Genomic DNA, 25,286 nt, shown 5'->3' with positions numbered 1-25,286 from the left:
TTTTAGGGTAAAAGGTTAAGCGTGGCGCTTAAAATTATCTAAAATAATACCCGTTGCCATGGCTACATTAAGCGATTCTGCTTGGCCATAAGCCGGAATGGTTATTTTATCAGTAACTAAGCTTTCGCAATCAGCACGTATACCATGAGATTCACTGCCCATAAGTAAAACCGCATCTTGCTTTAGAGCGGTTTTGTGGATGTTCTCACCTTCTAAAAATGCACCATACACAGGAAGGTTTAAACTAGACAAGTAATTGCTTAAGTCAGTTTGCGAGACACACACGCGAGCAAATGAACCCATGGTTGCGCTAATAGTTTTCGGGTTATAAGCATCCGCACTGTCTGCGCTTGTAACAATATGCTTAATACCATACCAATCAGCAACACGAATAATCGTGCCCAAATTACCCGGATCCGACACACCATCAAGGGCTAAAATAAGTCCTGATGTTGGTAACGATTGCTGACTTGGCATATCAACAACAGCAATTGCGGCGTTGTTACTAACGAGCGTACTGGCTTTAGTTAGGCTGTCTTCGTCTGCTTCAATGACTTGATGGGCTGCAAGCGCAGATTGGTGCGCAGAAATAAATGCAGGGGTCGCAAAAATATGGGCAACACTTAAACCACTGTTTAGTAATTCAAGTACATTTTTTTCGCCTTGAACAAGGTACTGGTTATATTGCTTTCGGTATTTCTTTTGACCTAATGCACGAATTAGTTTCAGTTGGTTTTTTGAAATCATAACAGCCTCATAAAATGATGTTCTAGTATATCACCAAGGTCACAGATTCTGTACTCGAAAAACCAAGGGGAAAGTGCCAATTGCTTATTCAATCAGCACTTTTAAGGGACACTAGCTAATTTTTGTCAGCCATTCATTTAACCATGGCTCAGTAACAGGCCAAGGCTCAAAATCTTCACAGGCATCAATTTCTAAACGATGACCAACAGGTTTTGCCTGTAAATCACGAAACAGCTCATCAAAACTGCGACCTGCGCCACAAAACGTATCGCCATAGCTACGGTCACCCATAGCAATAATGCCGTATTGCTTGCCTGTTAACATAGGGAATTGATCATTCAGTTGGCTGTATAAAGCGACTAAGTTATCAGGAATATCCCCCTGACCCGTCGTTGATGTGATCACTAAAATATGTGACGCTGCCAGCATGTCATCAACCGTGCCATTTTCAACTAATTGCGCTTGATGCTCTGACTTTTCAATGACTTCAATAACTTGTTCGCTTAAGCGCTCGGCACCGCCGTAAACACTGCCGACAAAAATACTAATGGTTGCCATAATAATCCTTTTCTTCTGTTGGCCAGCCAAGTTGCTGGCAAATCGTTAACATTGCATCGCCTAATGGCGCTTTAATTGTTATTGGTTGCTTGCTATAAGGGTGCACAAACTTTAATTCAGAGGCAAATAACATTAAACGACGAAGCTGAAAATGCTCTCTAAAAAATTGATTATGCTGATTATCACCATGATTTACATCACCAATAATAGGCAATGATAAATGTTTTAAATGACGACGAATTTGATGCTTGCGACCAGTTTTTGGAAAACACTCCACCAGCGAGTAACGAACTGTTGGGTACTTACCTATTGGAATAGGTAAGCTTGCTTGGTGCAGGCAATGAAATTGCGTTTGTGCTTCTTGCGGTGCTTTATCTTGATCAGCAAACTTATCGGCAATTTTATCAAGCTCTTCTTTTAAAGGTTTATCTAAGAAGATTGATTCGTTTAAAAAGCCTCTGACTAAAGCTAAGTAACGTTTTTCAATTTGCCCATCAATAAATAACTGGTTCATGTCACGGGCTGCTTCTGAACTTAACGCAAACAGCAATACGCCGGACGTTGGTCTATCTAAACGATGTACAGGAAACACGTGTTGACCAATTTGGTCACGCAGCATTTGCATAGCAAATTGGGTTTCGTGTTTATCTAAAAACGAACGGTGAACCAATAAACCTGACGGTTTATCAATCGCAATGTAATTTTCATCGCGGTACAAAATCGTTAACTCGTCAAATTGTGGCTTAACAATCTCTTGCATGTTAGTTATCACTTAAAAGTTGATCGAGTTTTTGTAAAACGGTAATCACATCATTTCCGCCACTGTGTTGTGCCAGCATCATTTCAGCCATAGGTGCAATTGCAAAATTACGGGGTAAAGGCTGAGCATGTGCAATTAAGGTATGCATTTTTTCAAGAAAAACAAATTGCAGCCATTGCTCAAAGGCCATAGTGTCGTGGCAAAACGGTACACTTGAATTGAGCGCACTTGGGTCAATGGCTGTTGTTTGCCAAAATGAATGGCGTTGTAATGTGGATTCTAATTCGCGCAGCAGCGCCAAAGTCTGTTGATGCATTGTAAAACTCTTAATACCTTTTTACTTAGGGAAGGTAAACAGACCCTAGTATACCCTGTTCCAAGGCGCCATGGTATGGCGTATAATTCACGACTGATATAGATTAATAACGGTAATTGAGATTTTATGACTGAGCAGATCGCCACTTTAGGGCAACTTCTGGATGCAGCAGGTACCACTTGGCGTGCCTTCGATATTGGCAGACACATCACTAAATTAGACAAAAAACAATTTCTTGCCATTGAAGAGACAAAAATCCCTTACCCATACCCGCTTGCTGGTCATGCTTGGCTTGCTATTCAATTTTGGGATGTAAAAGCGTCTAAAGAACCTTATGTATGGTTTTTAAAATTCCCACTAGATGAGCAAAGCCGCCTAGTAAGCGCAAGCCGCGACCACTTCGCGAATATGGTAATTGAAGCACTCGGCACTGAAATTACCAGTGAAAATGCCGAAGGCAAACTAGATAACAATCCGTATGTATTTACGCCAAACGCGAACAAGCTAGCAGCATTTAATGCGCAGGTTAAATGTTTACTTAAACAAAGTGCCTCACAGTATTACGAATATGCTCAGCTTTATTTTTCAGGCAAGCTTGGTTTTGATAATTGGCAAAGTGTTGCAGTACAAGGTATTGCTGATTTTGCAATGCGTTTAGATAACGACAACAACTTAGCGAACCTACAAGCAGCTTGGGGGCAATTACCTGTAGAAGTATTACAGCCGCTTAGTGCCATGCTTGAACATGTTGCAATCGAACCCGTGTTTGCAGAGCAATTGTTAGCCTATGGTTTAAATGCCAAAGAGCATAAAGACGACATCGCCCTTGTCGCAGCTCTTAGAAGTTTATCAAAAACACCGGCGCAAGGTTTAACTGCACAACTTGTTGATGCTGTATTACGCTCGGATATGAATAGCCACTCTGATGTACTATTAACGATTGCAGGGCGTTGTTTTAGAACGCTAGAAGACCCTGACCGCTTACATGTGTTTATGGATTGCTGTGCGCACCATACTGAGATTGAGCAGCTGTTTGTGAGTATTTTCACCGATTTAGTTGCAATTCCTAGTATTCGCCCTCACCTACTTGGTTTATTAAGACAAGAAAATCGTAGCGAAACACTCGCTCGAGCAATTGGAAGGTTATTTTCGTAAATGGCAGGTTTGTGGACACTCATCATCATTGGCAGCATCATCTATTTTTTTTGGTTAAACAGAAAAGTAGCCGAAGCTGCTAACCTTCATGCGCAGAGACAAATTGAGCAATTGAATGTGCAATTGATGAGTGTTGCTTGTAACAAACGCAGAATTGGCATTTTAAAAAGCGGTAAACCAGGCATTAAAAGCGAGTTTATTTTTGAGTTTTCAAGTGATGGACAAAGCGTGTATCAAGGTGTTTTGATCATGGAAAATGAAATGCTTAAAAGTGTAGTAATACCGCCCCATAAGATTTAAGTTGCGAGTTGCGAGTTGCGAGTTGCGAGTTGCGAGTTGCGAGTTGCGAGTTGCGAGTTGCGAGTTGCGAGTTGCGAGTTGCGAGTTTTACAAATTAACTGTTACTGCGAAAAATGCAAACCCTATAAAGAACTAAGGCGTAGCTATTAGCCACGCCCCAATCTTGCTACTTCCATGATTAAGTATCCTTACTTACGCCGAAGCTGCCTTTTTATCTTTCCCCTGAACGGGTATACATCCGATACACCCACCATGCTACTTCATGTAACATTTAACACATCCTAGTGCCGTCCTCTTGCCGTCAATGGCTATCCACTTCGTTTTCCAAACGCTCCTTTTAGCTTCCTGCTAAAATCATCCTTTGGTCAGTCCTTTTCAATCGCTCCGCGATTGTACTGCATCCTGGCAGTGTCCTCGTTCTTCCTTGCTTCCCTAGCTCTTGTCCCTTTGCTTCCTGCTAAGCATCTTGCTTTGTTGCCATAATCCTAATCCTTGGCATCAGTTCAATCATTGAACCTGTGTCTTACTGACATTGTTAAGTTTAGAGAAACGAGGAATTCTTGATAGGCATAAAAAGTAATTTTTTCCATGTCACAAAAAAGACAAAAACAATAAACCCTTTAAAATCACTAAGATGAACGATTTTAGGTACAAAAATAACAGCATTAAACTGACAATGCGCACAGCAATGTAAGACTTATCTCACATTGCTATTTCCAAAACGTCCTTTCATCAATTTGCAGCTTTAAACATCAAATCTCCTTCGACTTGATTAAAACTAAGACCCTTGAATACGTCAAACCCTTCAGAGCTAAAAAATTCACGTTGCTCAGGGCGGGTAACAAATACTGCTAACCCGCTTGCTTGATTGCTTGATTCAACTAAATCATTAAGACCACGAAGCAAATAGCGCCCTAAGCCTTGTCCCTGAAAGTGTGGGTCAACGGCAATGAAGGCTAAAAACAAATAATGACCTTTGCTCGAAAGAGCTTCACGGATAGTGCGCTCTTTTTCTATAAGCTGATTTGTCTGTAAATAGCCTGCACTGAGCATCAACTTTAAGCGCCAATGCCAATATCGTTCAGCTTGTAGTTCACTTGCAGAATCAAATACACAAGCAATCGCTTTTAATCTACTTTGCGAGTAAAGGCCTATTAATGGCTGTTTTTCTTGCCAAAAACTTGCCAGCTCTTCACGCACCAAAGCACGTAATTTAGTTTCATATTTACTTGGGCTATCTTTTTGAAAACCTAGTACATTCTGAAGAACAGGGTCATCATGATAAGCCTGATAAATAAGGCTTGCAGCAGTGCTAATATCTTCAGCACTTAGGTATTGCACACTTAAGGTTTCGGGTTCAGCAACTGTCAAAATACTCATCCTTTTATTTGTTTTATTATTTTAGTACTAGACTATAAGGTATATACCCTACTGCGATTAAAGACAAATTCAGCGTAAGTTAAACTGCTGTTCATCATCATTAAGTTCAAGCAGTAATAATTATCGCCATACACAAGGAGCAGAACTATGGATACGACAAAACATGACATTTCGACACTATTTGCACAACTTGGTTTGCCAAGCAAAGAAAGTGAAATAGATGCTTTTATAGCATCACATCAACTGTCTGATACGACCCTATTGCAGGAGGCACCTTTTTGGGATGAAGCTCAGCAACACTTTTTAGCAGAATCACTTGCTGAAGATGGTGCTTGGAGTGAAGTGATTGATGAATTAGATGCAAGGTTACGCCAGTAACTCCAGCTAACTTATTTACGAGCTCGAATTACAATTTTTAGCTCGTAAATAAGGAAAGTAATTTCACTCCACATCTATTATTGCTACCATACGCGCGCACTGCAGCCCATATACTGCGGTGCTTTTTAGTCTTTATTAAAGAGTTAACACAAAAATGAATGCCGTTGTATTTGATGCAATTAAAACCCTTCTTGATGAAGGTAAAACCCCGACAGTTGCCTTAACCAAAAGTAAGCTAACTCAACCAATGCCGATGCCTGTGATCATCGCAGCTGTTAGCCAATATAAAAACAACCCGGATTCAATTAATAATTTCATAAATAACCCGTCGAATGAGCAACTAATTACACCAAAAGAAAGTCAATTGGATCGTATTGAAGCTAAATTGGATAGGTTATTAGCACTGCTTGAGAAGAAATAATGTTTGTTGTCGATCTGACTTTTGATTGCTACCAAGATACTACCTTAGAACTTGCTGAGCAGGCGATAAATCGCCTGGTCAATGCACTTCGTTTTAACGGCCAAATTATTGGTGACGAATTTCCAACCGTTTTAAAGGATGGATTTTTTATTACCCGAGTGATGTGCCCAACCGAAGATGCAATGCATCCACTTAATCATAGCCCGTTTGTAAAGCACAGTATTGAGCAATTAAACACTGCAGGATTACTAGCACCAAAAGTTAAAGTGGTCGGCCAAGACATTCACTCAAATGGCGCAGACATGTGTAATGACCCCTCATGCTATATTTTATATACCACTTATGTTCACACCTGCAGCCCTCTTTATTGCGGTGATGACTTTTTACCCGTACCGTTATTTCGTATTCCGGCGATTGCCAATGGCGATTACAAAACACTGATAAAATGGCAAGAAGACTGGCAAGCATGCGATCAAATTCAGATTAATGGTGCTACCCGTTGTGAATTTCCTGCTCTTGAAGAGCTGACTAGCATCAACAGTGACTTATATCGCCGTGGTCGCGATATCACTAAGCGTATTAGTTACTTAACAAAGAAGCCGGTTTATTATTATTTATATCGTGTTGGCGGAGTGGATAAAGAGTCAGAGCTAAAACGTCGCTGCCCAAGCTGTGATGGCGACTGGAAATTATCTGAACCTTGGTTTGGTTTATTTGATTTTTGTTGTGAGCCTTGCGGTATTGTTTCTAATATATCGTGGGATTTTCAATAACTTGCTTTCAAACACAAAAAAGGGGCAATAGCCCCTTTTTAACCAAACAGTTAAACCGTTACTTTATCTAAAAATTCACTAATGCTATTTGCTAACACATGATGTGGTTTCTTACCTACGTATTCTAAGCAAACCTCACCGCTTTCTACTAGCACAGTAATAAGTAAATCATCTTGTTCTGTCAGGCCAATAAACACCGTTTCTGGTTGCTTTAACTTACGCTTCATCAGCACGTGACCGGTAATATTTTGCTGTAAGCGGCTAAAATCATCTTCATTCCATGCTTGGAGCAGTTCAATGTGATGATCATCAACACTCAATAACAAATTACCCGCATATAAATGACCAAACAATGGGTTTAAGTCATCAGGAAAAGATAACTCAAGCGCTTTGGCTAAGTCATCTAAACTTCCGGCAGGTTGCTGTGGGACTGCACACCACTGAATAAGACCCTGCTCATCAACCTCGCCCTGCTCACATGGACTTGGCCATGCTTTATCATGTTCAATAACAGGAAGCTTTCCTGTGCGTTCTAGGCATTTTTCACTAAATGCTTGATGTAACTTATCTAATTTTGTAGAAACAGACATACTGCGAAACTCATTGGCTTTAGGTATAATGCCTCCATTGTAACTACAAAAGTGTAAAGATGACAGATTACAGCAACTCACCCGAACTGAAAAACAGTGTTCTTGGTAAAAGCACAGAGTACGTTGATACCTATACACCAAGCTTATTGTTTCCTATTGCCCGCAAACTAAACCGTGATGCATTAGGGGTTAGCGAAGATAACTTACCATTTAAAGGTCAAGATATTTGGACTGGCTATGAATTATCGTGGCTAAATAGCAAGGGTAAGCCTATGGTCGCTGTGGCAATATTTGTATTTCCTTGCCAAAGCAGTCACATCATTGAGTCAAAATCATTCAAGCTATATCTGAATAGTTTTAATCAGACACGTTTTGCAGCTATTGAAGATGTACACCACGCGCTTAGTAAAGACTTGTCAGAGGCCGTGAATGCGCCTGTTACGGTTAATTTATACCAAGCAGACGATTTCAACTGTTTACCATTTACAGCGTTACCGGGAGAATGTATCGATGACCTTGATATCGAAATTACGAGCTATGATATTGATGCAAGCTCACTTCGCCACCATGGTGATGACATTGTCTCAGAAACACTACACAGCCATTTACTAAAATCGAACTGTTTGATCACCTCACAGCCAGATTGGGCTAGTGTGATTATTCGTTATAAAGGCCAAGCAATTTGCCATGAAGCCTTATTAAAATATTTGATTTCGTTTCGTACTCATAACGAATTTCATGAGCAATGCGTAGAGCGTATTTACTGTGATTTAATGCAACAGCTAAATCTCGAAGAGCTTGAAGTATATGCCCGCTATACACGCCGAGGCGGTTTAGATATCAATCCTTATCGCTCAACGAATCAAGACGAAACACCATTCAAAGTGAAGATTAATCGCCAATAAATCCTTATTAGCAATAAAAACCGAGTTACAAACTCGGTTTTTTATGTCTGGCACCTACTGAATGCCATTATTCGCCTTTAAAAATACCCACATAAGTTGGTGATGTATTTGATTTACTCGCACGATACATTCCGGCAGTGTTAAACGGCAAACTAATATTACCGTTGGTATCAATGATGATCACTCCACCAGTACCACCCACTGGCATTAAAACATCATGGATCACTTCGTTACCTGCTTCAACAATAGTTTTACCTTGGTATTTTACGCGAGCACAAATGTCTGCTGCCACATTGTAACGAATGAAATACTCACCATGGCCGGTTGCAGATACTGCACATGATTCGTTCTCAGCAAAGGTACCTGCACCAATTACTGGTGCGTCGCCTACTCTGCCAAAGCGTTTTGCCGTCATACCACCGGTTGAAGTACCTGCAGCAATATTGCCGTTTTTATCAAGTGCAACCGCACCTACCGTACCCATTTTATAATTAACTGGTAGCGCTTTGTGTGCTGCTTGGTAATCTTTGCTCGTTACTTTTTGTTTATCGAGTTTTTCTTTCGCTTTTAATAACGCTTTGTAGCGATTTTCTGTATCGAATAGGTTGTTTTCAACCAGCGGCATACCTTGCGTTTTTGCAAACTCTTCTGCACCTTGACCACTGAGCATGACATGCACTGATTTTTCCATCACTAGGCGAGCAAGATTGATGGGGTTTTCAATATGTTTAACCCCAGCAACAGCACCTGCTTGGCGCGTACGGCCATCCATAATTGATGCGTCAAGCTCATGGGCACCATCATAGGTATATACAGCACCGCGACCGGCGTTAAAATACGGAGAGTTCTCAAGTACATTAATTGCCGCGGTGATGGCATCTAGGCTCTCGCCGCCTTTTTCAAGCACGGTATAGCCTGTTTCTACTGCTTCTTTTAATTTTGCGCGATAAGCTTTTTCTTGCTCTGGAGTAAAGCGGCTCTTTTCAATCGTCCCTGCACCACCATGAATGGCAATAGCAAAGGGCTGCTCGGCACTGTGACTTAAGGTACTTAATGATAATGCGCTAAGCGCAATGGCTGAGGTGAGTAATGTTTTTAGCATAGGGGCACTTATATTTCTTTTAGTTGTAAGCCCAATGTGAATAATTCGGCGCTGCTTTTCAAGCATTAACCGATGAAAGAAACAAAAAAAGCGCCTAATGGCGCTTTTTCTTTAGCAGTTTAAAATTAAGCTTTTGCTGCTTTTAAACGTGCTAAACGAGCTACTTGGTGAGTAGACGTTAAGAAAGAGTAGATAGGTGCTAAATAGCCACGTTTACGAAGATCTAAGAACTCTTCATCGCTTAGTGAGTTAAGTTTTTTCTCATCAACAAGGTAAATACCGTTGATGTCTTTTTTCTCACCTTTGATTTCTACAGTTAGCGTTTGTGCAACAAGTAGTTCTTTATCTGCAAGGTATTTAGTGAATGCTTCAGTTACCTGAGAAAACTCGATGAAAGAAACAAGTGCTTCTTTACGACGCTTAAGGTATTCAGTTTCTTCACCGTTTTCGAAAAGTGCGTTACCCGTTTCTTCGCTTACAAGCGGGCTTGCTTCGTCGATTACAATACCAAACTGATCAGCTTCTGGGTGCTTAACAAGACCAAGAGGGTAACGAGTCATAGACATAGGTGCAAATGCAGCTGTCCATTTATCATCTTGAATGAAAAGGTTTTCGCCTGGCTCTAGACCAAATAAAGCAACTGCTTGGAATTGGCCTGATTCGTTGTTTTTAACAAATGCCATTGGGAATTCATTTGCCATGCGTGCAAATTCGTGTGCAACCACAGGTACTAAGTGCTGAGTTTTCATGAACTCAATGTTGATGCCATTTTGAACTTTAATGTTGGCATGTTTTTCGTTATGTAAAGGCTGTACTTGTTGCTCCGCCATGATACTGCTCCATTAATTTTATATATGTTTTTGCTGTTAGTGCCCAAAGCCTATAGGTTTTGGCAACAAAAAGGAAGTGAAAATTTTGTGGCAGTTTGTACATTATAAATTAACAAATTTAGCTACCTTATCAATTAACCTTAAACGGCGAAAAAACAAACTATAACCATGCAAATATTATCACTCATAAGCCACTATTTTTGTTAGTATATTCAATAATTATGGAATGAGTGAGGCAAACAATGGAAGGCTATCAATTAAATAAAGACTATAAAGTAAGCAGTGTATTCATTACTGAAATTAATGAAGCAGTGTTCATTATTGATGACTTTTTAAAATACCTAGAGCCAGTTTATCACTTTGCCGCAAATACTGCGTACTTTCAGCCTCTTGGTAGTGATGGAACACTCTACCCAGGTAAGCGTGATGAAATGCCAGCCCCCTATTATCGTGCTTTTGAGCAGTTAATTAGCGAGCTTTTAGAACATGGAACTATTACAAGTGGTAAAAACAATTTATATCTCCATCGCTGCAAACTTTCACTAGTTACTCAAAATGCAAATGAATTAAATACGTTGCAGCGTATGCCACATATTGATTCAACCGATGATAAAACATTTGCAGCTGTGCATTATTTGTCTCCAAAAGAATGGGGTGGCACAGGGATATACAAATACTTACCCGATAACATTATTAAAGTGACAGCCGATAATCAAAATAGTGTGCATCAAATGATTGCTGATACAGAAAAACACAGCGCAACTCATCAAGGTTACTTAAATGAAACAACAGAGCTTTTTGAAAAAGTGATTAATATAGAAGCCCACGGCGGGATCGCACTTTGTAAAAAGGCTTTAACATCCGCCTCTTTTCTGATCTAATAACGCCCACATTGTCACTATCTACTTGTTAATTATGTCGTTATTTAGCCACCTTGAACTTGTGGAAGATAAGCGTTCTTTCATCAATCAACATCATGACCTTACTGATGTCTTATTTCTTATCATTTCGGCGGTTTTATCTGGTTGTGAAGGCTGGAAAGATATCGAAGTGTTTGGACACAGCAAGCTGTCTTGGCTCCGACAGTTCAGAGCATTTAAACATGGTATTCCAACGCGACATAGTATTGCTCGTATTCTTAAAACAGTGGAAACTGACTCTCTGATTTTGGCCCTGCTTAGTTGGGTTAACGAGCAACGAACTCAATCTGACAAGCCAATTATTGCATTTGATGGGAAAACTCTGCGTGGTGCCAGTAAAAAGCGTGAGGATAACTTACACTTGGTGTCCGCTTTTGATTGTGAATCTGGTTTAACTTTGTATCAGCGTACCGTAGAAAGTAAATCTAACGAGATCCCAGCAGTTAGGGCCTTATTAGATGTGCTCGATATTTCAGACTCTATCATCACACTAGATGCACTACATTGTCAGAAAGCGACACTCTCAGCACTGACTTCAAGAGATGCGGACTATTTGGTTCAGGTCAAAGCAAATCAGAAAACGCTTTATAAAGCAGTCGCTTCATGTTTTGAAAAAGCTTTTGAAGAAGAGGGAGATTTGCCTGAGGACGTACAAACCAGCAATGGGCATGGACGTCAGGAAACACGGATCACTTACGCTCTAAAAGCAGACAAACTGCCTAAAGAGATAAAAGAAAAATGGCCAGGGCTTACTTCGTTGGTCGCAGTCGAAAGGCACAATAAGTCCGACTCAATAATAAAAATAGACACGCACTTTTATGTTACTTCTGTCGAGCCAGATGCACAGATGTTGCAGAAAGCAATCCGCCATCATTGGCACATAGAAAATCAGCAGCACTGGGTGTTGGATGTCGTCTTTAAGGAAGACGCTTGCCAGATAAGCGAGCCGATTTCGGCGGAGAATATGGCGCTGTTCAGACGGGTTGTTCGCAACCTGGTAAAACAGCACAAAGGCCGTAAAGACTCGATACGCAGTAAGTGTGTTAGGGCTAGTTTTGACGATGAATTCAGGGCTGAGCTTATCTTTGGTTAATACTTGTTAACAAAGTATGCTCTCACCCTGTATAGAAGCCAAAGTGAATAGACTAGTAATTTATAAGAGTAACTTACTGCATAGCGCAGCTCTTTTTAATACCAAAAAGTATAGTAATGACATAAACAACAGCCGATTATCTGTCTCTTCTTTTTTTAGAATAGAATGAACTGGCTAGCTTTGATAGCCAGATCATCTAAGTGAAATTTAGTACTTCTGTAAGCCAAATTTCTTTATTTTATCTAACAGCTCCCTGTGCTCAGGTAGCTCATTCAATAACTGCTTTATGCGTTGCTGTTTAAATTCAGCAACTTGTTGATTGTCGCTCTGTTTGGTTTGCTGCCTTGCCGGTACATAATGCATACCAAACAGTACATATAAGTAGTTTTCTAAGTCAAATAAATCGAACTTACTGGCAAAGTCTTCTCGTACCGGTGTAAAGCGCTGCCAGCGTGCTAGGTTACTTTTTAGTTTTTCTGATAACTGGTCGGTTTTTTTGTTATCACGCCAAAAGGCCGAGTCAGTTCTATCCGAAATACAGTAATGCATTTTTATAAAATCAAAGGTTTGTTGCCATACATAATTAACATGCTGATTGTAATCATCAGCAACTAAGTTAATATCATCTCGGGTACGAGGAAAGCGTTTGGCTAATAACCCCGCAGAAAAATCTGCAATTAAAATGGCTGTGGCTTCAAGTGGCTCAACAAACCCTTGCGACAACCCTACGGCGACACAGTTTTTGTGCCACATTTTTTCTCTGTGCCCTACTTTCATCGGGATCTTTCTTGGCGTTAAGTGCTCAAATTTGTTACCTAAGTAACGATGTAACTTTTCATGAGCTTGTTCGTCGCTCATATACTTAGATGAATAAACAAAACCCACTCCCCTTCGCTCTGTAAGCGCAATATCCCAAATCCACCCTGCTTGATGTGCCGTTGCAATTGTGTAGGGCGGTATTTCATCATCGCTTTGTGTAGGCACTTGCAATGTGATTGCAGTATCAGTTAATAAGCTATCTGATTTATCAACAAAACCAACTCCCAGCTTTTGTCCTATAAAGGCAGCCGAAAAACCAGAGCAATCGATAATAAAGTCAAACTGCAAGGCAGTACCTTCTGAGTCGATTAGGTGTGTAATGAAGCCATGCTCATCACAGGTGACATCTTTAATTTCTGCAAACAGGTGTTTAACAGCAAAATGTTGCGTGGCATGACTTCCTAAGAATGCAGCAAACTTTTTAGCATCAAAATGATAGGCATAACCGTTGACACCGGCATATTGTGGAGTCGCAATTGTTTTTGGTGCTAAATTATTTTCACAGCACGCATGCTGCTTAGAAACAAACTCAGCGTAATCATTACCGCTACCTTCAGCAAGCCACTGCTGTGTTAACTGCTCACCAAAAATATGTGGGTGATCAAATAAATGATGGTAAAAGTTAGCACCATGTTTGTGTTTATCTAGCCAATTTACAAACTTGATTGACTGCTTAAAAGTAACATCACATTCATTGATAAAGTCACTTTCACTGATACCAAACTTTTGTAAAGAGTTACGCATCGAAGGAACTGTACCCTCACCAACCCCGATGCTGGCAATATTAGGTGACTCGATTAATGTAATTTCAATGCCACTTTGTAACAGTGCATGACCTAAATGGTTAGCAGCTAACCAACCTGCGGTCCCGCCACCAACAATTGCGATTTTTTTTATCATTTATACTCGCCCACTTTTTATACCAATTCGCTTAATTAAATGGTCTTTTTTGAGGCAATAAAACCTCGTTGATAACAAGGCAAAAATTTCGTTATTTAGTTGTTCTAAATCAGAAATTTTTAACGCAGGTAGCGACAGGTTTAATCCCTCAAAATAACTAAGTATTATTGCGGATTGGTATTACTCACAAAAAAGCCCAGTACGAGCTGGGCTTTCTTAATTTCGTTATCTAAATCAAATTAGAAACGTAGTGATACACCTAGCTTGTAGCGTGCTTCACCTTCAAAGCTCCATGCTGGGTAGCCGTTACGAAGCTCTGGAACAACTTCTGCATCTGAAGGAGCAACACCGATTTGTACGCTATCTTCTTCAGTTAAGTTAACAGCTTCAAACGTTACGTCAATATTATCAGTTACGCTGTAGTTAGCACTGAAATCAAGTGTACCGTATGATTGGTGCTCACGGTTACCGTAGAAGCCTGGAAGCTCACGGATCATGTACTCTGAACGCCAGTTATAAGCTAAACGAGCTGAGTAAGTATCTGTTTCATAGTAACCCACAAGGTTCACAGTATGCTTAGACGAATCTGAGAATAATGGGATCATATCTGGGTAGTTTTCAGCTTCTGATGGTGCATCAACAAATGTGTAGTTTGCTGAGTAACCAAAGCCACTATCAAAGCCATCTTGAATTTGTAGCTCGATACCTTCGATTTGACCACCACTTGCATTTAGCTTAGTAGATAGAGTCCAGTTATCACCTTGAGTATCAGGGTCCACGACACCAATTTGTTGATTTAAGATTTGGCTTGAGGTAACAAATGATGTGATGTCTTTGAAGAAGTAAGTTGCACTTACCATACCATCACCATCAAAGTACCACTCAATACCTAAATCAGCTTGAGTTGCTTTGAATGGGTTAAGACCAACGTTACCTTTAGTTAGTACCTCATTATTTGCTGTACCATCAGCGTAACCTGCAAAAGATGATGCAGAGAACATATCAGTGTAGTTAGGACGTGCAATAACTTGTGCTGCAGAGGTACGTAAAATAACATCTTCAGCTAAATCAAATGCGATATTGATGCTAGGTAATACGTCGTTGTAGCTTGCTTTATCAGTACTAAGTGAACTCTCGTACTCACCGTTTGCAAAACCGTAGTAATCTGACTCTGCATCTGTTGAGATATAACGTAAACCGAAGTTACCGCGGATAGATTCTGCAGAGAATTCAGCCATTGCGTAAACTGCAAAGTTTTCTTCTTCGATTGTACCGTAACCTGAACGATATACAGCTGAATCATTATCGAAGCTTGAAATTGCAGCACGTGCATCAGCTACCATCTTGTCAAAATCTGGCTCTGGTAAAGTGAAACCAGCACCTGATGACATAGTACCTGAGTAGTAAGTCTCACCATCGCCACTAGGTAATGTATCAACTAAAGTAGTTGAGTAAGTTTCTTGTTTTACTTCGTGGTCTGCCCAACGGAAACCTGTTTTGATTGCAGTAATAGCACCAAAGTCTACAGGGAAAGATAGATCAACCTGTGCATATGTTTCTTCATCTGTGTTAGGTTGTTTTTTCAGAGCCCAACCAGCTGGAGATAATGGACCTGCAAAGTCTGATGGTTCAAAGTACTTGTTATTAATATCAATTTTTATCACATCGCCAGTTGCATCATAAGTACCAGCATAATCAGATGGAACACCAATGAAGTTACCGTAGTTTGCAGTTAGGTCTGTACCACCTTCTGATTCAGTTGTACCGAAACGACCTTTTAATGTGAAATTTTCACCTTCGTATTTAAGGCTGAAATCAGCTGTGTCAGATGACATGCTTGCAATACGTGCCCAAGTTTGAGTCCAACCCGGGTTTGCACCTTCACCAGTACGACGGTAGAAAGTACATGTACCAGATGCATTTGTTTGCTCACATGCAGCTTCTTTGTCGTCTGGGAACATCACGAAGTTTGAGGTGTTTGCATTGTTTGCATCTAACTCAAGGCTCATAATGTTTAAGCCTAACTCTAGGTTTTCTGTAGGACGATATTGGAAAGTTGCATTTAGTGCAGTACGCTCACGTTCTTGTTGGAACGTAGTAGGCACAATATCACCCCAGCCGATAAGTGACTCAATACCGTTACGTTGATAATTTGTTTCTGCCCAAGATACTGAACCTAGTAAACCGAATGTTTCCTCATCATTTTTCCAGCTAAACAAACCAGAAACTTGAGGATCTGTTTCTTCAGAGATTGTGCCGTAATCGCCTTTTACACTTAAGAAAGTCGTACCAGCGTCAAGATCAAGCGGCTTACGAGTGTTAACGATAACCGTACCACCAACACCACCTTCTACAACGTCAGCTTGAGAAGATTTATAAACTTGGATTTCACCAACTAGTTCAGGTGGTAAAAGTGTGTAGTTGAAACTACGGTCGATTGATTGTTGGTCATACCAACCTGTTGATGCAACAGTTTGACCGTTTAAAAGTGTGCGTGTTAATTGGCTTGAAGCACCACGAATCGACACTTGTTGACCTTGACCGAATTGACGATTAACTGCAACACCTGAAATACGACCAAGTGCTTCACCTACATCGCCATCAGGAAACTTACCAATATCTTCAGCAGAAACAGCATCGACAACGCTGTCAGCAAAGCGCTTAGTATTCATTGAAGCTTCAAGTGAACGGCGAATACCGCGGACTTCAATTACTTCAACATCTTCTTGAACTTTAGTTTCTTCTGCTGCGTATGCAGCACCAGTGAACCCAGCACTCATTACGAGGCCGATATTAACTGCTAATAAGCTTTTCTTAAAATTTTTAGCTAACACAGGATTCCCCTTGAATCATTTTGTTGGTTTTTTATATCACTTCTGCCCAGTGATGATGACAACGCTGTCATCTAGTAACAAACCATACACTCTAAATTACATTTGTGCTACATCTTTTTGGTTAATTTGTGCAAAAAATTTACAACAAAATAATCAAGTTATTGATATAACTAATGTTTAATATTGAGTTTTTAAGAATTGTTACAAATAAACGGCGCAAATATAGCATGACTGTTATCGCAGATGAAAAGACCTGAGGAGTGAGATTTTGACAATAACTAAAAATAACATCTATTTTTGTAAGCTTTAGTTTCCACTGAGTAATTATTAACCATAACTAAAAGTTATATAAAACCTTTTAACTAACAATAAATTAGCTTAATAAACTTGCTTGTTTCCAAAAGCATGCTGTCATAGACAAATTTTTTTAACTTTTTCTGGGCAGAATGAGCTAAAGGAATACTGAGAATAAAAATCAATAACAATGACAGTGTTGTCATTTTTAATTATATAGAGCCCTTTTGTTCTTGTCTAACACTTTATAGCGTTATTTAAAGAAAGCGTATTGATTCAAATGAATCACAAAAAGTGATTATTTAAAAACAAAAAAGCGAGCATAACAGCTCGCTTTTAAAGTTAGGTTTAATCTGCTTTTAAGGGGCCCAATAAACTTCAATATTGATATGTGGGTGATTCAATACTGCACGTAAAGGCATATCAGCAACTGCCCCCCCCTCTTTCGCTTGCTTATAAACAGCCAGTTTTTCTTCACCGCTAATTAAAAGCTTCACTACTTTAGAATCTGCGATAGCAGATAAAGTTAACGTCATACGCTCGGTGATTTTACCAGTCACATCACTTTCAATAGCGTTAATTGGACATACTAAATCATCTGTCGCAAGGCCGTGTTCTAGACCTTCAGCATGAGGGAAAAGAGAAGCCGTATGACCATCAGGACCCATGCCTAAAATTGTCACATCAAAAGGACGCTTTAATGCTTTGTATGCAGCTTCACATTCAGCTACACCGTTTTGTGCCGTTAATGCGTCATTTTTCATTGTTACAAAATTAGCTGCAGCGCCATGGTTTTGTAATAGCGTGCTTTTGATAAAAGCTTCATTACTTTTTTCATGATCAGCATCAACCCAACGCTCATCAACCATAGCAACATCAATGTTTGCCCAGTCAAGGTCAAGGTTTGATAAGTGTTTATAAGCAGGTGCTGGCGATGAGCCACCCGATACCATCAGTACCGCGCGACCATCTTCTTTAATACCTGCAACAAGGCTTTGCTCAAGGCTTGAAGAAAGCTCAGCTGTTAATTCGTCTTTGTTTGCAAAGAATTTTTCAACAATTGTTGCCATCTTAATTACGCCTTATCGCCTGTGTTAAACCATACATGGTTGTTTTCTTCTAACAATTCATCAGCATCTTCTGGGCCCCATGTACCTGCACGGTATAAAGATGGTGCACCTTTTTCTTGCCAACGTTCAATGATTGGGTCGATCCACTTCCATGCCTGACGAACTTCATCACGGTGAATAAACAGTGATGGATTATTTGCAGCTGCATCTAACATTAAGCGCTTATAAGCATCAGAATGGAAACCATTACTGTATGCCTGTGATAACTCAATGTTCATCGTCACTGGTTCTAATTGCATCTCAAGATTATCAAGGCGCTTAGACATCAGTGTTAATTGAATTGTTTCTTCAGGTTGTAGGCGAATAACAAGACGATTTGGCTCAATATTACCTACATTGTCTGTATAAACATTGTGTGAAACTTTTTTGTATTCAACAACGATTTCAGCACAACGCTTTTTCATACGTTTACCAGTACGTAGGTAGAAAGGCACGCCAGCCCAACGCCAGTTGTCGATATGCGCACGAATAGCAACGAAAGTTTCTGTTTTACTTGCGCCTTCGTTTAGCTCTTCTAAATAACCAGGGACGATTTTACCGTCTAAGTTACCTGGCACATACTGACCACGTACAATGTTCGCATCCACATCTTCAGCCACTAACGGACGTAACGACTCAAGTACTTTCAGTTTTTCAGTGCGGATACTGTTAGCATTTAATTTGTTTGGTGATTCCATCGCTACTAGGCAAAGTAATTGTAGCAAGTGGTTTTGTACCATATCACGTAATGCACCCGCTTTATCGTAGAAACCAGCGCGGCTTTCTAAACCAACAGTTTCCGATAAGCTGATTTGGATGTTATCGATTGATTTAGCATCCCACAGGTTTTCAAACAGTGAGTTTGAAAAACGCAATGCCATTAGGTTTTGTACAGTTTCTTTACCTAAATAGTGATCAATGCGGAAAATTTGTTCTTCACTAAAGTACTCTGCAATTTTCGCATTAATGGCTTCAGCTGATTCACCACAGTAACCAATTGGTTTTTCAACAACAACACGTGATGTTTCTGTGATCAGGCCTTTCTTAGATAAAATTTCACAGCAGCTACCGTATACTGCAGGCGGTAATGAAAGGTAAAAAACACGAGACTTATCAGCGTCGTGTTCATTAAGGATATCTCTTAGTTTATCCCAGTCATCATCTGCTTCAGTCACATTTGATACAACTGGCACAAGGTAAGCAGAAAAAGCTTTCCAATCTTTTGCGTTGTATTCACCTTTACCTAAAAAGTCCTGTAAGGCTTTGTGCGCTGTTTCGATATATTCTTTACGTTTGCTTTCTTCGCGTACCGTAGGCAGGATACGAGAACCTTGAGGAAGGTTGCCCTCTTGATAAGCGCGATACATTGCAGGAAGTAACTTGCGTAGCGCAAGATCACCGCCGCCCCCAAAAATTACGATATCAAATGGATTTAACATATATCACTCTCTACATTGGCAATGCCATGTTAATCGACTCATTCAGTATGGCAGTGCGTGTTGTTATCTGGTTGATTGGCTGTGTTAGATGATCCCTTTAACAAAGCCTGTTGAATTTGTTTGTAAGTAGCTTACTCATTATTCTTATGTTGGCTGAAGTAAATGAGTCTTAGGGGCTCTGTAAATCCTCTCACAAAAATACAGGCCCTAAGAACTCCAGCGCTACCCGTTCAAAGGTATTCTGTTTGCAGCAGCTGCTGCGAATCTGTTACTGCTTACGATGTGTCTTATAGTAAGCGATCAGTCCGTTGGTTGAGCTATCGTGTGGATGACTAACTGAGTCATCAAATAGTTCAGCTTCAATTTTCGAGGCAAGTCCTTTACCTAGCTCTACACCCCATTGGTCAAATGAACAGATTTCTAAAATAATGCCTTGGCAGAAAATTTTGTGCTCATAAAGCGCAATTAAACGTCCTACCGTTTTCGCATCAACTTTATCTAATAACATTGACGTTGTTGGGCGATTGCCTTGGTGAATCTTGTGATTCAATAATTCTGCAATTTCTGCTTCAGATTTACCTTTTGCGGTCAAATCAGCAGTGACTTGCTCTGCATCAACACCGGCCATCATCGCTTCGGTTTGTGCAAAGAAGTTTGATAATAAAATATCATGGTGCTTACCAACATTTACTTGCGGCTCAATTGAAGCAATAAAGTCAGCAGGTACAATTACATTACCTTGGTGCAGACATTGGTAAAATGCGTGTTGGCCATTGATACCTGTCATACCCCAAATAATAGGAACCGTCGTATAAGGAACAGTTTCACCAGCAAAAGTAACATGCTTACCGTTACTTTCCATTTCACCTTGCTGTAAATACGCAGGTAACATGTGTAATGCTTGGTCATACGGTAAAATTGCTTGTGCGGTATAACCTAAAAAGCTAGTGTTCCATACACTTAAAAGCGCCATCAATAATGGTACGTTATTTTCAAATTCAGCATTTTTAAAATGCTCATCAATTTCAAACGCACCTTCTAGGATCTCTTCGAACGCGTCGAAGCCTAGGTACAAGGCGATTGGTAATCCTATCGCACTCCATAAAGAAAAGCGACCGCCTACCCAATCCCACATTGTGAATACGTTTTCATCAGCGATACCAAAGGCCGCTGTTTTTTCTAAATTGGTGCTTACAGCAACAAAGTGCTTAGCAATATGCTCTTGAGCTTGGGCTGTTTGTAGAAACCACTCAACAGCCGATTTAGCGTTAGTCATAGTTTCTGAGGTCGTAAACGTTTTAGATGAGATAACAAATAATGTTGTTTCAACGTCTAAACCTTGTAAAACAGATGCAATCTGAACACCATCAACATTAGATACATAGTGAACATTTAATGTGTCATCAGCATAAGCAGCAAGCGCTTCTGTTGCCATTTGCGGACCTAGGTTTGAACCACCCACACCAATTGCAACAACATCTTTCACAGCTTTACCTGTGTAGCCTAACCACTCACCACTGCGCACTTTGCTAACAAACGCTTTCATTTTAGCAAGCTCTGCGTTAACAGCGTCCGTTACATTTTCGCCATCAACCATTACAGCAGTGTTAGCGCGGTTACGTAAAGCAGTATGAAGTACAGCACGGTCTTCAGTAATGTTAATTTTCTCACCACTGAACATTTTGTCTCGCCATGCGCTAATGTCACACTCTTTCGCTAAAGCAATTAATTGTTCAAAAACAGTTTTATTAATTTGTTGTTTCGAGTAATCGAATAATACACCTGGGATCTGAGCAGAGAATTGCTCGAAACGCGTGCTATCTTTGGCAAATAAATCTTTAAGATGAATTTGTTTCATCTTTTTGGCACTTTCAGATAGTGCTTGCCAACTAGCTAATTGCGAACGGCTGCTCATATATATAATCCCCTAAAAACTTGCAACAAACTGATTTTTAAATATCTTTTTATTAATGTTGAATAAAGACAGCAATAAAAAATAAGATGAAAATTAACACTAAGTCAAAATGACAACGCTGTCAATGCTCTACTTTTACATTTTATAGTCGAGATAATAGCGCAATTTTTCTCTTTTGACACCGGTATCATAAAAATTATCTCAATTATTTTACTGCTAATTTAGTAGAACATTAGATACACTAACTAACTTATATTAAATATTAATGTACCTATTAAGAAAAAGCGCTCTAGCGAACACTTTTCAATATTATTATAATACAAATATAACTAACTATAAAGTAACAGTATGAAAGTAACCATAAATGATGTAGCCAAGCTCGCTGGTGTTTCAATGAAAACAGTCTCGCGAGTGATCAATAAAGAGCCATCGGTCAGAAAAAAAACTTACGACATAGTGATGGACGCTGTTAACACGTTGAACTATCAACCAAACCTTGCAGCTCGTAACCTAGCAGGCACATCGTCTTTTACTGTTGGTTTAGTTTATGACAACCCGAATGCTTATTATGTCATCGACATGCAAAATGGCGTATTGTCGCGTTGTAAAGAAGAAGGCTATGAACTAGTCATTCACCCTTGTAACTACCTCGATGGCAACATGGAAGAAGACTTCAAAACCATGATAAAGCGCTCTCGTTTGGCTGGTTTAGTGTTAACACCCCCCCTATCAGAACAAAGCAGTATCATCGATATGCTTGATGAAATGGGCATTCATTATGTGCGTGTACTCTCCGGTCGCCCTACTGAGGAAGACCAAGACACCTGTATTTATGTAAATGACTACGCGGCTGCGTACGAAATTACTTCTCACTTACTCTCGCTTGGTCATAAAAACATTGGTTTTTTATGCGGCGATAAAGAACATAAATCTACGACTGAACGTTTAGCGGGTTATCAGGCTGCATTAAAAGATCACAGCATCTCATTGAAGGATGAGCTAATCTACGAAGGCCAGTACTCTTTTGAATCAGGTGTTGAAGGTGCAAAAGCATTGCTTGGTGAGAGTAACCCGAAAAGCATCACTGCCCTACTTGGCGGAAACGATGAAATGGCAGCTGGCGCGTTATTCGCCTCACGCTTAATGGGTATTGAAATTCCACAGCAGTTATCAATTACTGGGTTCGAAGATTCTCCATTCTCGCGTCAAACTTGGCCAAAGCTTACCACAGCCCATCAAGCAAATGATGTAATTTCACAGCATGCAGCACGCCTGTTGTTCAGAAAAACCCGTGGTGCACGGAATCAAGATAAAGACATTATCACGACCTTTACCCCATCATTAGTGGTACGTGAAAGTTCAGGCCCCATAACAGCCTAACTTAAACAGCTTACAAAAAAGCCGCTCAATAGCGGCTTTTTTAATGAACGACTTAAATTACCTTTTACAACAACGCTAAACCACCATCTAAGTTATATACCTTTTCAAAACCAAGCTGTGACAGGTTATTTGCTGCTTGCTTTGAGCGGTTACCGCTTCGACAAACCAAGATATAAGTATGCGTTTTATCTAATTGCTCTTCGACGATAGCATTTGCCATACGGCTCAATGGAATGTTGATCACTTTACTATTAGCAACGGAAAATAACTCTGAAAGGTTATTCGCGCCATGTTCATAAGGCTCACGAGTATCAATTATATAAGTAGCTTGAGAGTCAAGCATCGCTTTAGCATCCGCTGCAGTGAGCTGTTTCATAGGTGCGCTTTCAAGGGTTTCAACATAACCACATAAAGAATGACTTGCAGTATGCTTTTGTTCATCAGCTTGATGTTTTAACTCAATAAACTGCGTATCCGACATTTGGTCATTCAATAACTGTGCTAATAGCGGCGTGGTCTCTTTTTGCGCATGCCAATCCATAGCAAAACATTGTTGATAATCATGACCCGAACAAATCACCGTTGAATCTTGTATTGCTATAGCAAGCTGCTTTAATGACTGTGCCATTTGCGCAGCATCGCCGCCACTAATAGCCGTGTTACCTAAACCACCCGGTAAGATTAAATCGCCACAGAAGCAATAGCTCACATTACCACTTTGAGTATCTGTTAATAAGTAGCTGGCACTATCTTTACTATGTCCCGGTGTCGCTAATTTAGTTAAGCGTACACCAGTTAATTCGATAGCCTGTGACTCTTTAGGCCAACCAAGTTCATCTATCTCGCTAGCAACATAACGCTCTGCTAGCTCTTTGGTTAACAAACAACGAGCCGATAAACGCTCTTGGTGGTTATGGGTATCTAAAATCGCTTTTACTGTTAGACCTTGTGTCGCAACAATTTTCGCCATACGTGGAATAAGCTCGATGATAGGATCAATCACCACTGCGTTTTTATCGCTATCAACATAAAGCCAGCAGCACGCAGCTTGATGGCGAAGTTGTGTTAAGCCAATCGCACAGACTTCGTGTTGAGGTGATGTACTATCAGACACAACAAGGCAGTTTGCTTCTAGAATCGGTTTTAAAGAACGAATTTTATCGCAAGCAAAGTCAATTTCATGTTGATTTACAGCAGGGCCAAACGACATACGTATCGCGTTTTCACTTTGCCAATCACTGGCCCCCATCGCATCAAGTACAAAACTACGATTTGCGCCTGAGCTACATGCAGAACCGCCACTAACACGGATACCCGCAGCATCAAATAAATCCATCACTTCTTTACTCGTTAATTCATTAACTGCAAAGTTCAACGTTGTTGGCACTGAATGCTCAAAACTGTGGTTAAACGTGATGCTGCCAAAGGTGTCTGTTAGTGCTCCTAATAATTGCTCACGATAAACATGTAGCTGCTCAATTGGTTTGAATGTTTGGTTTTGTTTATCAAGTAATAACGAGAACAGCTTATTTAAACCGGCAATACCTGGTAAGTTTTCGGTGCCTGATCGCATACCGCTTTCTTGGCCGCCACCAGCAATAAACGGTGTATATGCACTGCCTTCACGAATATAAAGTACGCCAATTCCTTTAGGGGCATACAATTTATGGCCTGAGAATGGGGCGTAATCAATGGTTGTTTGGCTTAGCGCTAAGTTGGTTTTGCCTAAGGCTTGTACGCAGTCTACCATCCAAGCAACATGGGTGTTTTCACTACGAATAACTTGCTCAATAGCGATTAAGTCTTGGAATACACCGGTTTCGTTATTGACCGCCATAGTACAAATCATCAGCGCATTAGCTGCATGTTTGCGAATAAATTCGTGATCTAAAATACCGTTTTTATCAACGGGAATAGCTAACACCTGTGCATTAATATCAAGCACGCTGTTCCAATGTTTTAGGGTATTTGGCACTGCTTTATGTTCTGTTGCCCCATAAAGTAATACTGGGTTCTCAATTGGGTGATTTTTCGCAGCAATAAGCGTTGAAACAACCGCCGTTTGAATACCTTCGGTTGCACCAGAGGTAAATAAAATATCGCCGTCGGTTGCGCCAATTACTTCACGGGCTTTGTTACGCGTTTGCTCTAATAAGTGCTTTGCTTGAATACCAGTAATATGAGAGCTTGATGGGTTACCAAAACATACTCGCATCGTATGCGAAACCACATCGGCAATTTCAGGAAGTACAGGAGTCGTTGCATTCGCATCTAAATAAATTTGCTGATTAGCATCGTCAGGAAGGTAAAAATTTGCCATGTAAAACGCACCATATTACTAAAAGATATATCTTATAACCTATTTTAC

General features: G+C 40.2%; 24 protein-coding genes. 10 read left to right on the top strand and 14 right to left on the bottom strand.

Going from position 1 to position 25,286, the window contains the following annotated elements:
- Positions 1–15 precede the first annotated feature (15 nt).
- The 4 genes from J8Z25_RS06315 to J8Z25_RS06300 form a co-directional block, all read right to left on the bottom strand.
- The gene (locus J8Z25_RS06315; protein ID WP_250661860.1) at positions 16–747 is read right to left on the bottom strand and encodes a TrmH family RNA methyltransferase; all 732 of its coding nucleotides are present in this window, start codon (positions 745–747) and stop codon (positions 16–18) included.
- Positions 748–858: 111 nt separating this feature from the next.
- Positions 859–1,305 (bottom strand): flavodoxin, encoded by a 447-nt coding sequence (locus tag J8Z25_RS06310; RefSeq protein ID WP_130051870.1) that lies wholly within the window; start codon positions 1,303–1,305, stop codon positions 859–861.
- Complete coding sequence (gene truC, locus J8Z25_RS06305; RefSeq protein WP_130051871.1) at positions 1,292–2,065, bottom strand: tRNA pseudouridine(65) synthase TruC; 774 nt, start codon at positions 2,063–2,065, stop codon at positions 1,292–1,294. The genes J8Z25_RS06310 and truC overlap by 14 nt, the downstream gene beginning before the upstream one ends.
- 1 nt (position 2,066) lies before the next feature.
- Complete coding sequence (locus J8Z25_RS06300; protein ID WP_130051872.1) at positions 2,067–2,381, bottom strand: YqcC family protein; 315 nt, start codon at positions 2,379–2,381, stop codon at positions 2,067–2,069.
- 126 nt (positions 2,382–2,507) lie between these two features.
- On the opposite strand from J8Z25_RS06300, the gene J8Z25_RS06295 reads away from it, so the two are divergent.
- A complete protein-coding gene (locus J8Z25_RS06295) occupies positions 2,508–3,536 on the top strand; it encodes a DUF3549 family protein (protein WP_250661859.1) in 1,029 nt (342 codons plus the stop codon).
- On the top strand, positions 3,537–3,836 hold the full coding sequence (locus J8Z25_RS06290; protein WP_130051874.1) for a DUF3301 domain-containing protein: 300 nt from the start codon (positions 3,537–3,539) through the stop codon (positions 3,834–3,836).
- A gap of 732 nt (positions 3,837–4,568) precedes the next feature.
- On the opposite strand, the gene J8Z25_RS06285 is transcribed toward J8Z25_RS06290, so the two are convergent.
- Entirely contained in the window at positions 4,569–5,216 is a 648-nt protein-coding gene (locus J8Z25_RS06285) for a GNAT family N-acetyltransferase (protein WP_167658497.1), read from the bottom strand.
- A 147-nt stretch (positions 5,217–5,363) separates the two neighbouring features.
- Here J8Z25_RS06285 and J8Z25_RS06280 point away from each other — a divergent pair, with 147 nt between their 5' ends.
- The 3 genes from J8Z25_RS06280 to J8Z25_RS06270 all read left to right on the top strand — a co-directional run bounded on the left by J8Z25_RS06280 (position 5,364) and on the right by J8Z25_RS06270 (position 6,788).
- Positions 5,364–5,594 carry a DUF2789 domain-containing protein gene (locus tag J8Z25_RS06280; RefSeq protein WP_036969581.1) on the top strand — a complete coding sequence of 77 codons (231 nt, stop codon included), beginning with the start codon at positions 5,364–5,366 and terminating at the stop codon, positions 5,592–5,594.
- 154 nt (positions 5,595–5,748) lie between these two features.
- Positions 5,749–6,015, top strand: coding sequence for a hypothetical protein (locus tag J8Z25_RS06275; protein WP_130051876.1), 267 nt, complete (start codon positions 5,749–5,751; stop codon positions 6,013–6,015).
- Positions 6,015–6,788 carry a Zn-ribbon-containing protein gene (locus tag J8Z25_RS06270; RefSeq protein ID WP_130051877.1) on the top strand — a complete coding sequence of 258 codons (774 nt, stop codon included), beginning with the start codon at positions 6,015–6,017 and terminating at the stop codon, positions 6,786–6,788. The genes J8Z25_RS06275 and J8Z25_RS06270 overlap by 1 nt, the downstream gene beginning before the upstream one ends.
- A gap of 50 nt (positions 6,789–6,838) precedes the next feature.
- On the opposite strand, the gene syd is transcribed toward J8Z25_RS06270, so the two are convergent.
- Positions 6,839–7,378 (bottom strand): SecY-interacting protein, encoded by a 540-nt coding sequence (gene syd / locus J8Z25_RS06265; protein WP_250661858.1) that lies wholly within the window; start codon positions 7,376–7,378, stop codon positions 6,839–6,841.
- 59 nt (positions 7,379–7,437) lie between these two features.
- On the opposite strand from syd, the gene queF reads away from it, so the two are divergent.
- Positions 7,438–8,283, top strand: a complete 846-nt coding sequence (gene queF, locus J8Z25_RS06260) for an NADPH-dependent 7-cyano-7-deazaguanine reductase QueF (RefSeq protein WP_130051879.1) — start codon at positions 7,438–7,440, stop codon at positions 8,281–8,283.
- A 67-nt stretch (positions 8,284–8,350) separates the two neighbouring features.
- Here queF and J8Z25_RS06255 read toward each other — a convergent pair whose 3' ends face one another.
- Both J8Z25_RS06255 and J8Z25_RS06250 read right to left on the bottom strand, forming a co-directional pair.
- Positions 8,351–9,385: an isoaspartyl peptidase/L-asparaginase family protein gene (locus tag J8Z25_RS06255; RefSeq protein ID WP_250661857.1), complete on the bottom strand. Its 1,035-nt coding sequence runs from the start codon at positions 9,383–9,385 to the stop codon at positions 8,351–8,353.
- 125 nt (positions 9,386–9,510) lie between these two features.
- Positions 9,511–10,215 (bottom strand): SapC family protein, encoded by a 705-nt coding sequence (locus J8Z25_RS06250; protein WP_130051881.1) that lies wholly within the window; start codon positions 10,213–10,215, stop codon positions 9,511–9,513.
- A 242-nt stretch (positions 10,216–10,457) separates the two neighbouring features.
- On the opposite strand from J8Z25_RS06250, the gene J8Z25_RS06245 reads away from it, so the two are divergent.
- Genes J8Z25_RS06245 through J8Z25_RS20840 form a run of 3 tightly spaced genes read left to right on the top strand, consistent with a single transcriptional unit; the run spans position 10,458 to position 12,397 of the window.
- Complete coding sequence (locus tag J8Z25_RS06245; protein WP_250661856.1) at positions 10,458–11,096, top strand: DUF6445 family protein; 639 nt, start codon at positions 10,458–10,460, stop codon at positions 11,094–11,096.
- Positions 11,097–11,130: 34 nt separating this feature from the next.
- Positions 11,131–12,228 carry an ISAs1 family transposase gene (locus J8Z25_RS06240; RefSeq protein WP_175081192.1) on the top strand — a complete coding sequence of 366 codons (1,098 nt, stop codon included), beginning with the start codon at positions 11,131–11,133 and terminating at the stop codon, positions 12,226–12,228.
- A 16-nt stretch (positions 12,229–12,244) separates the two neighbouring features.
- A complete protein-coding gene (locus J8Z25_RS20840; protein ID WP_350338353.1) occupies positions 12,245–12,397 on the top strand; it encodes a DUF6445 family protein in 153 nt (50 codons plus the stop codon).
- Positions 12,398–12,435: 38 nt separating this feature from the next.
- Here J8Z25_RS20840 and J8Z25_RS06235 read toward each other — a convergent pair whose 3' ends face one another.
- The 5 genes from J8Z25_RS06235 to pgi form a co-directional block, all read right to left on the bottom strand.
- Positions 12,436–13,947, bottom strand: coding sequence for a tryptophan halogenase family protein (locus J8Z25_RS06235; protein WP_130051883.1), 1,512 nt, complete (start codon positions 13,945–13,947; stop codon positions 12,436–12,438).
- A 239-nt stretch (positions 13,948–14,186) separates the two neighbouring features.
- The gene (locus J8Z25_RS06230; RefSeq protein WP_168990027.1) at positions 14,187–16,781 is read right to left on the bottom strand and encodes a TonB-dependent receptor; all 2,595 of its coding nucleotides are present in this window, start codon (positions 16,779–16,781) and stop codon (positions 14,187–14,189) included.
- Between the two features lie 653 nt (positions 16,782–17,434).
- Positions 17,435–18,145 (bottom strand): 6-phosphogluconolactonase, encoded by a 711-nt coding sequence (gene pgl, locus J8Z25_RS06225; RefSeq protein ID WP_250661855.1) that lies wholly within the window; start codon positions 18,143–18,145, stop codon positions 17,435–17,437.
- Positions 18,146–18,150: 5 nt separating this feature from the next.
- A complete protein-coding gene (gene zwf / locus J8Z25_RS06220) occupies positions 18,151–19,623 on the bottom strand; it encodes a glucose-6-phosphate dehydrogenase (RefSeq protein ID WP_130051885.1) in 1,473 nt (490 codons plus the stop codon).
- A gap of 268 nt (positions 19,624–19,891) precedes the next feature.
- Entirely contained in the window at positions 19,892–21,538 is a 1,647-nt protein-coding gene (pgi, locus tag J8Z25_RS06215; RefSeq protein ID WP_250661854.1) for a glucose-6-phosphate isomerase, read from the bottom strand.
- Between the two features lie 348 nt (positions 21,539–21,886).
- Here pgi and J8Z25_RS06210 point away from each other — a divergent pair, with 348 nt between their 5' ends.
- Positions 21,887–22,918 (top strand): LacI family DNA-binding transcriptional regulator, encoded by a 1,032-nt coding sequence (locus J8Z25_RS06210; protein WP_130051887.1) that lies wholly within the window; start codon positions 21,887–21,889, stop codon positions 22,916–22,918.
- 64 nt (positions 22,919–22,982) lie between these two features.
- On the opposite strand, the gene J8Z25_RS06205 is transcribed toward J8Z25_RS06210, so the two are convergent.
- A complete protein-coding gene (locus tag J8Z25_RS06205; protein WP_250661853.1) occupies positions 22,983–25,238 on the bottom strand; it encodes an aminotransferase class V-fold PLP-dependent enzyme in 2,256 nt (751 codons plus the stop codon).
- Between the last annotated feature and the right edge of the window lie 48 nt (positions 25,239–25,286).

It is taken from the genome of Pseudoalteromonas sp. SCSIO 43101, from assembly GCF_023650775.1.
GTDB classification, from domain to species: Bacteria; Pseudomonadota; Gammaproteobacteria; order Enterobacterales; family Alteromonadaceae; genus Pseudoalteromonas; species Pseudoalteromonas apostichopi.
This window is presented reverse-complemented; position numbering and strand designations above follow the sequence as displayed.

What these genes read in the sequence shown, in the direction of transcription:
- J8Z25_RS06315 (WP_250661860.1), bottom strand. Translation starts at nt 747, where the DNA reads ATGATTTCAAAAAACCAACTGAAACTAATTCGTGCATTAGGTCAAAAG.
- J8Z25_RS06310 (WP_130051870.1), bottom strand. Translation starts at nt 1,305, where the DNA reads ATGGCAACCATTAGTATTTTTGTCGGCAGTGTTTACGGCGGTGCCGAG.
- truC (WP_130051871.1), bottom strand. Translation starts at nt 2,065, where the DNA reads ATGCAAGAGATTGTTAAGCCACAATTTGACGAGTTAACGATTTTGTAC.
- J8Z25_RS06300 (WP_130051872.1), bottom strand. Translation starts at nt 2,381, where the DNA reads ATGCATCAACAGACTTTGGCGCTGCTGCGCGAATTAGAATCCACATTA.
- J8Z25_RS06295 (WP_250661859.1), top strand. Translation starts at nt 2,508, where the DNA reads ATGACTGAGCAGATCGCCACTTTAGGGCAACTTCTGGATGCAGCAGGT.
- J8Z25_RS06290 (WP_130051874.1), top strand. Translation starts at nt 3,537, where the DNA reads ATGGCAGGTTTGTGGACACTCATCATCATTGGCAGCATCATCTATTTT.
- J8Z25_RS06285 (WP_167658497.1), bottom strand. Translation starts at nt 5,216, where the DNA reads ATGAGTATTTTGACAGTTGCTGAACCCGAAACCTTAAGTGTGCAATAC.
- J8Z25_RS06280 (WP_036969581.1), top strand. Translation starts at nt 5,364, where the DNA reads ATGGATACGACAAAACATGACATTTCGACACTATTTGCACAACTTGGT.
- J8Z25_RS06275 (WP_130051876.1), top strand. Translation starts at nt 5,749, where the DNA reads ATGAATGCCGTTGTATTTGATGCAATTAAAACCCTTCTTGATGAAGGT.
- J8Z25_RS06270 (WP_130051877.1), top strand. Translation starts at nt 6,015, where the DNA reads ATGTTTGTTGTCGATCTGACTTTTGATTGCTACCAAGATACTACCTTA.
- syd (WP_250661858.1), bottom strand. Translation starts at nt 7,378, where the DNA reads ATGTCTGTTTCTACAAAATTAGATAAGTTACATCAAGCATTTAGTGAA.
- queF (WP_130051879.1), top strand. Translation starts at nt 7,438, where the DNA reads ATGACAGATTACAGCAACTCACCCGAACTGAAAAACAGTGTTCTTGGT.
- J8Z25_RS06255 (WP_250661857.1), bottom strand. Translation starts at nt 9,385, where the DNA reads ATGCTAAAAACATTACTCACCTCAGCCATTGCGCTTAGCGCATTATCA.
- J8Z25_RS06250 (WP_130051881.1), bottom strand. Translation starts at nt 10,215, where the DNA reads ATGGCGGAGCAACAAGTACAGCCTTTACATAACGAAAAACATGCCAAC.
- J8Z25_RS06245 (WP_250661856.1), top strand. Translation starts at nt 10,458, where the DNA reads ATGGAAGGCTATCAATTAAATAAAGACTATAAAGTAAGCAGTGTATTC.
- J8Z25_RS06240 (WP_175081192.1), top strand. Translation starts at nt 11,131, where the DNA reads ATGTCGTTATTTAGCCACCTTGAACTTGTGGAAGATAAGCGTTCTTTC.
- J8Z25_RS20840 (WP_350338353.1), top strand. Translation starts at nt 12,245, where the DNA reads ATGCTCTCACCCTGTATAGAAGCCAAAGTGAATAGACTAGTAATTTAT.
- J8Z25_RS06235 (WP_130051883.1), bottom strand. Translation starts at nt 13,947, where the DNA reads ATGATAAAAAAAATCGCAATTGTTGGTGGCGGGACCGCAGGTTGGTTA.
- pgl (WP_250661855.1), bottom strand. Translation starts at nt 18,145, where the DNA reads ATGGCAACAATTGTTGAAAAATTCTTTGCAAACAAAGACGAATTAACA.
- zwf (WP_130051885.1), bottom strand. Translation starts at nt 19,623, where the DNA reads ATGTTAAATCCATTTGATATCGTAATTTTTGGGGGCGGCGGTGATCTT.
- pgi (WP_250661854.1), bottom strand. Translation starts at nt 21,538, where the DNA reads ATGAGCAGCCGTTCGCAATTAGCTAGTTGGCAAGCACTATCTGAAAGT.
- J8Z25_RS06210 (WP_130051887.1), top strand. Translation starts at nt 21,887, where the DNA reads ATGAAAGTAACCATAAATGATGTAGCCAAGCTCGCTGGTGTTTCAATG.
- J8Z25_RS06205 (WP_250661853.1), bottom strand. Translation starts at nt 25,238, where the DNA reads ATGGCAAATTTTTACCTTCCTGACGATGCTAATCAGCAAATTTATTTA.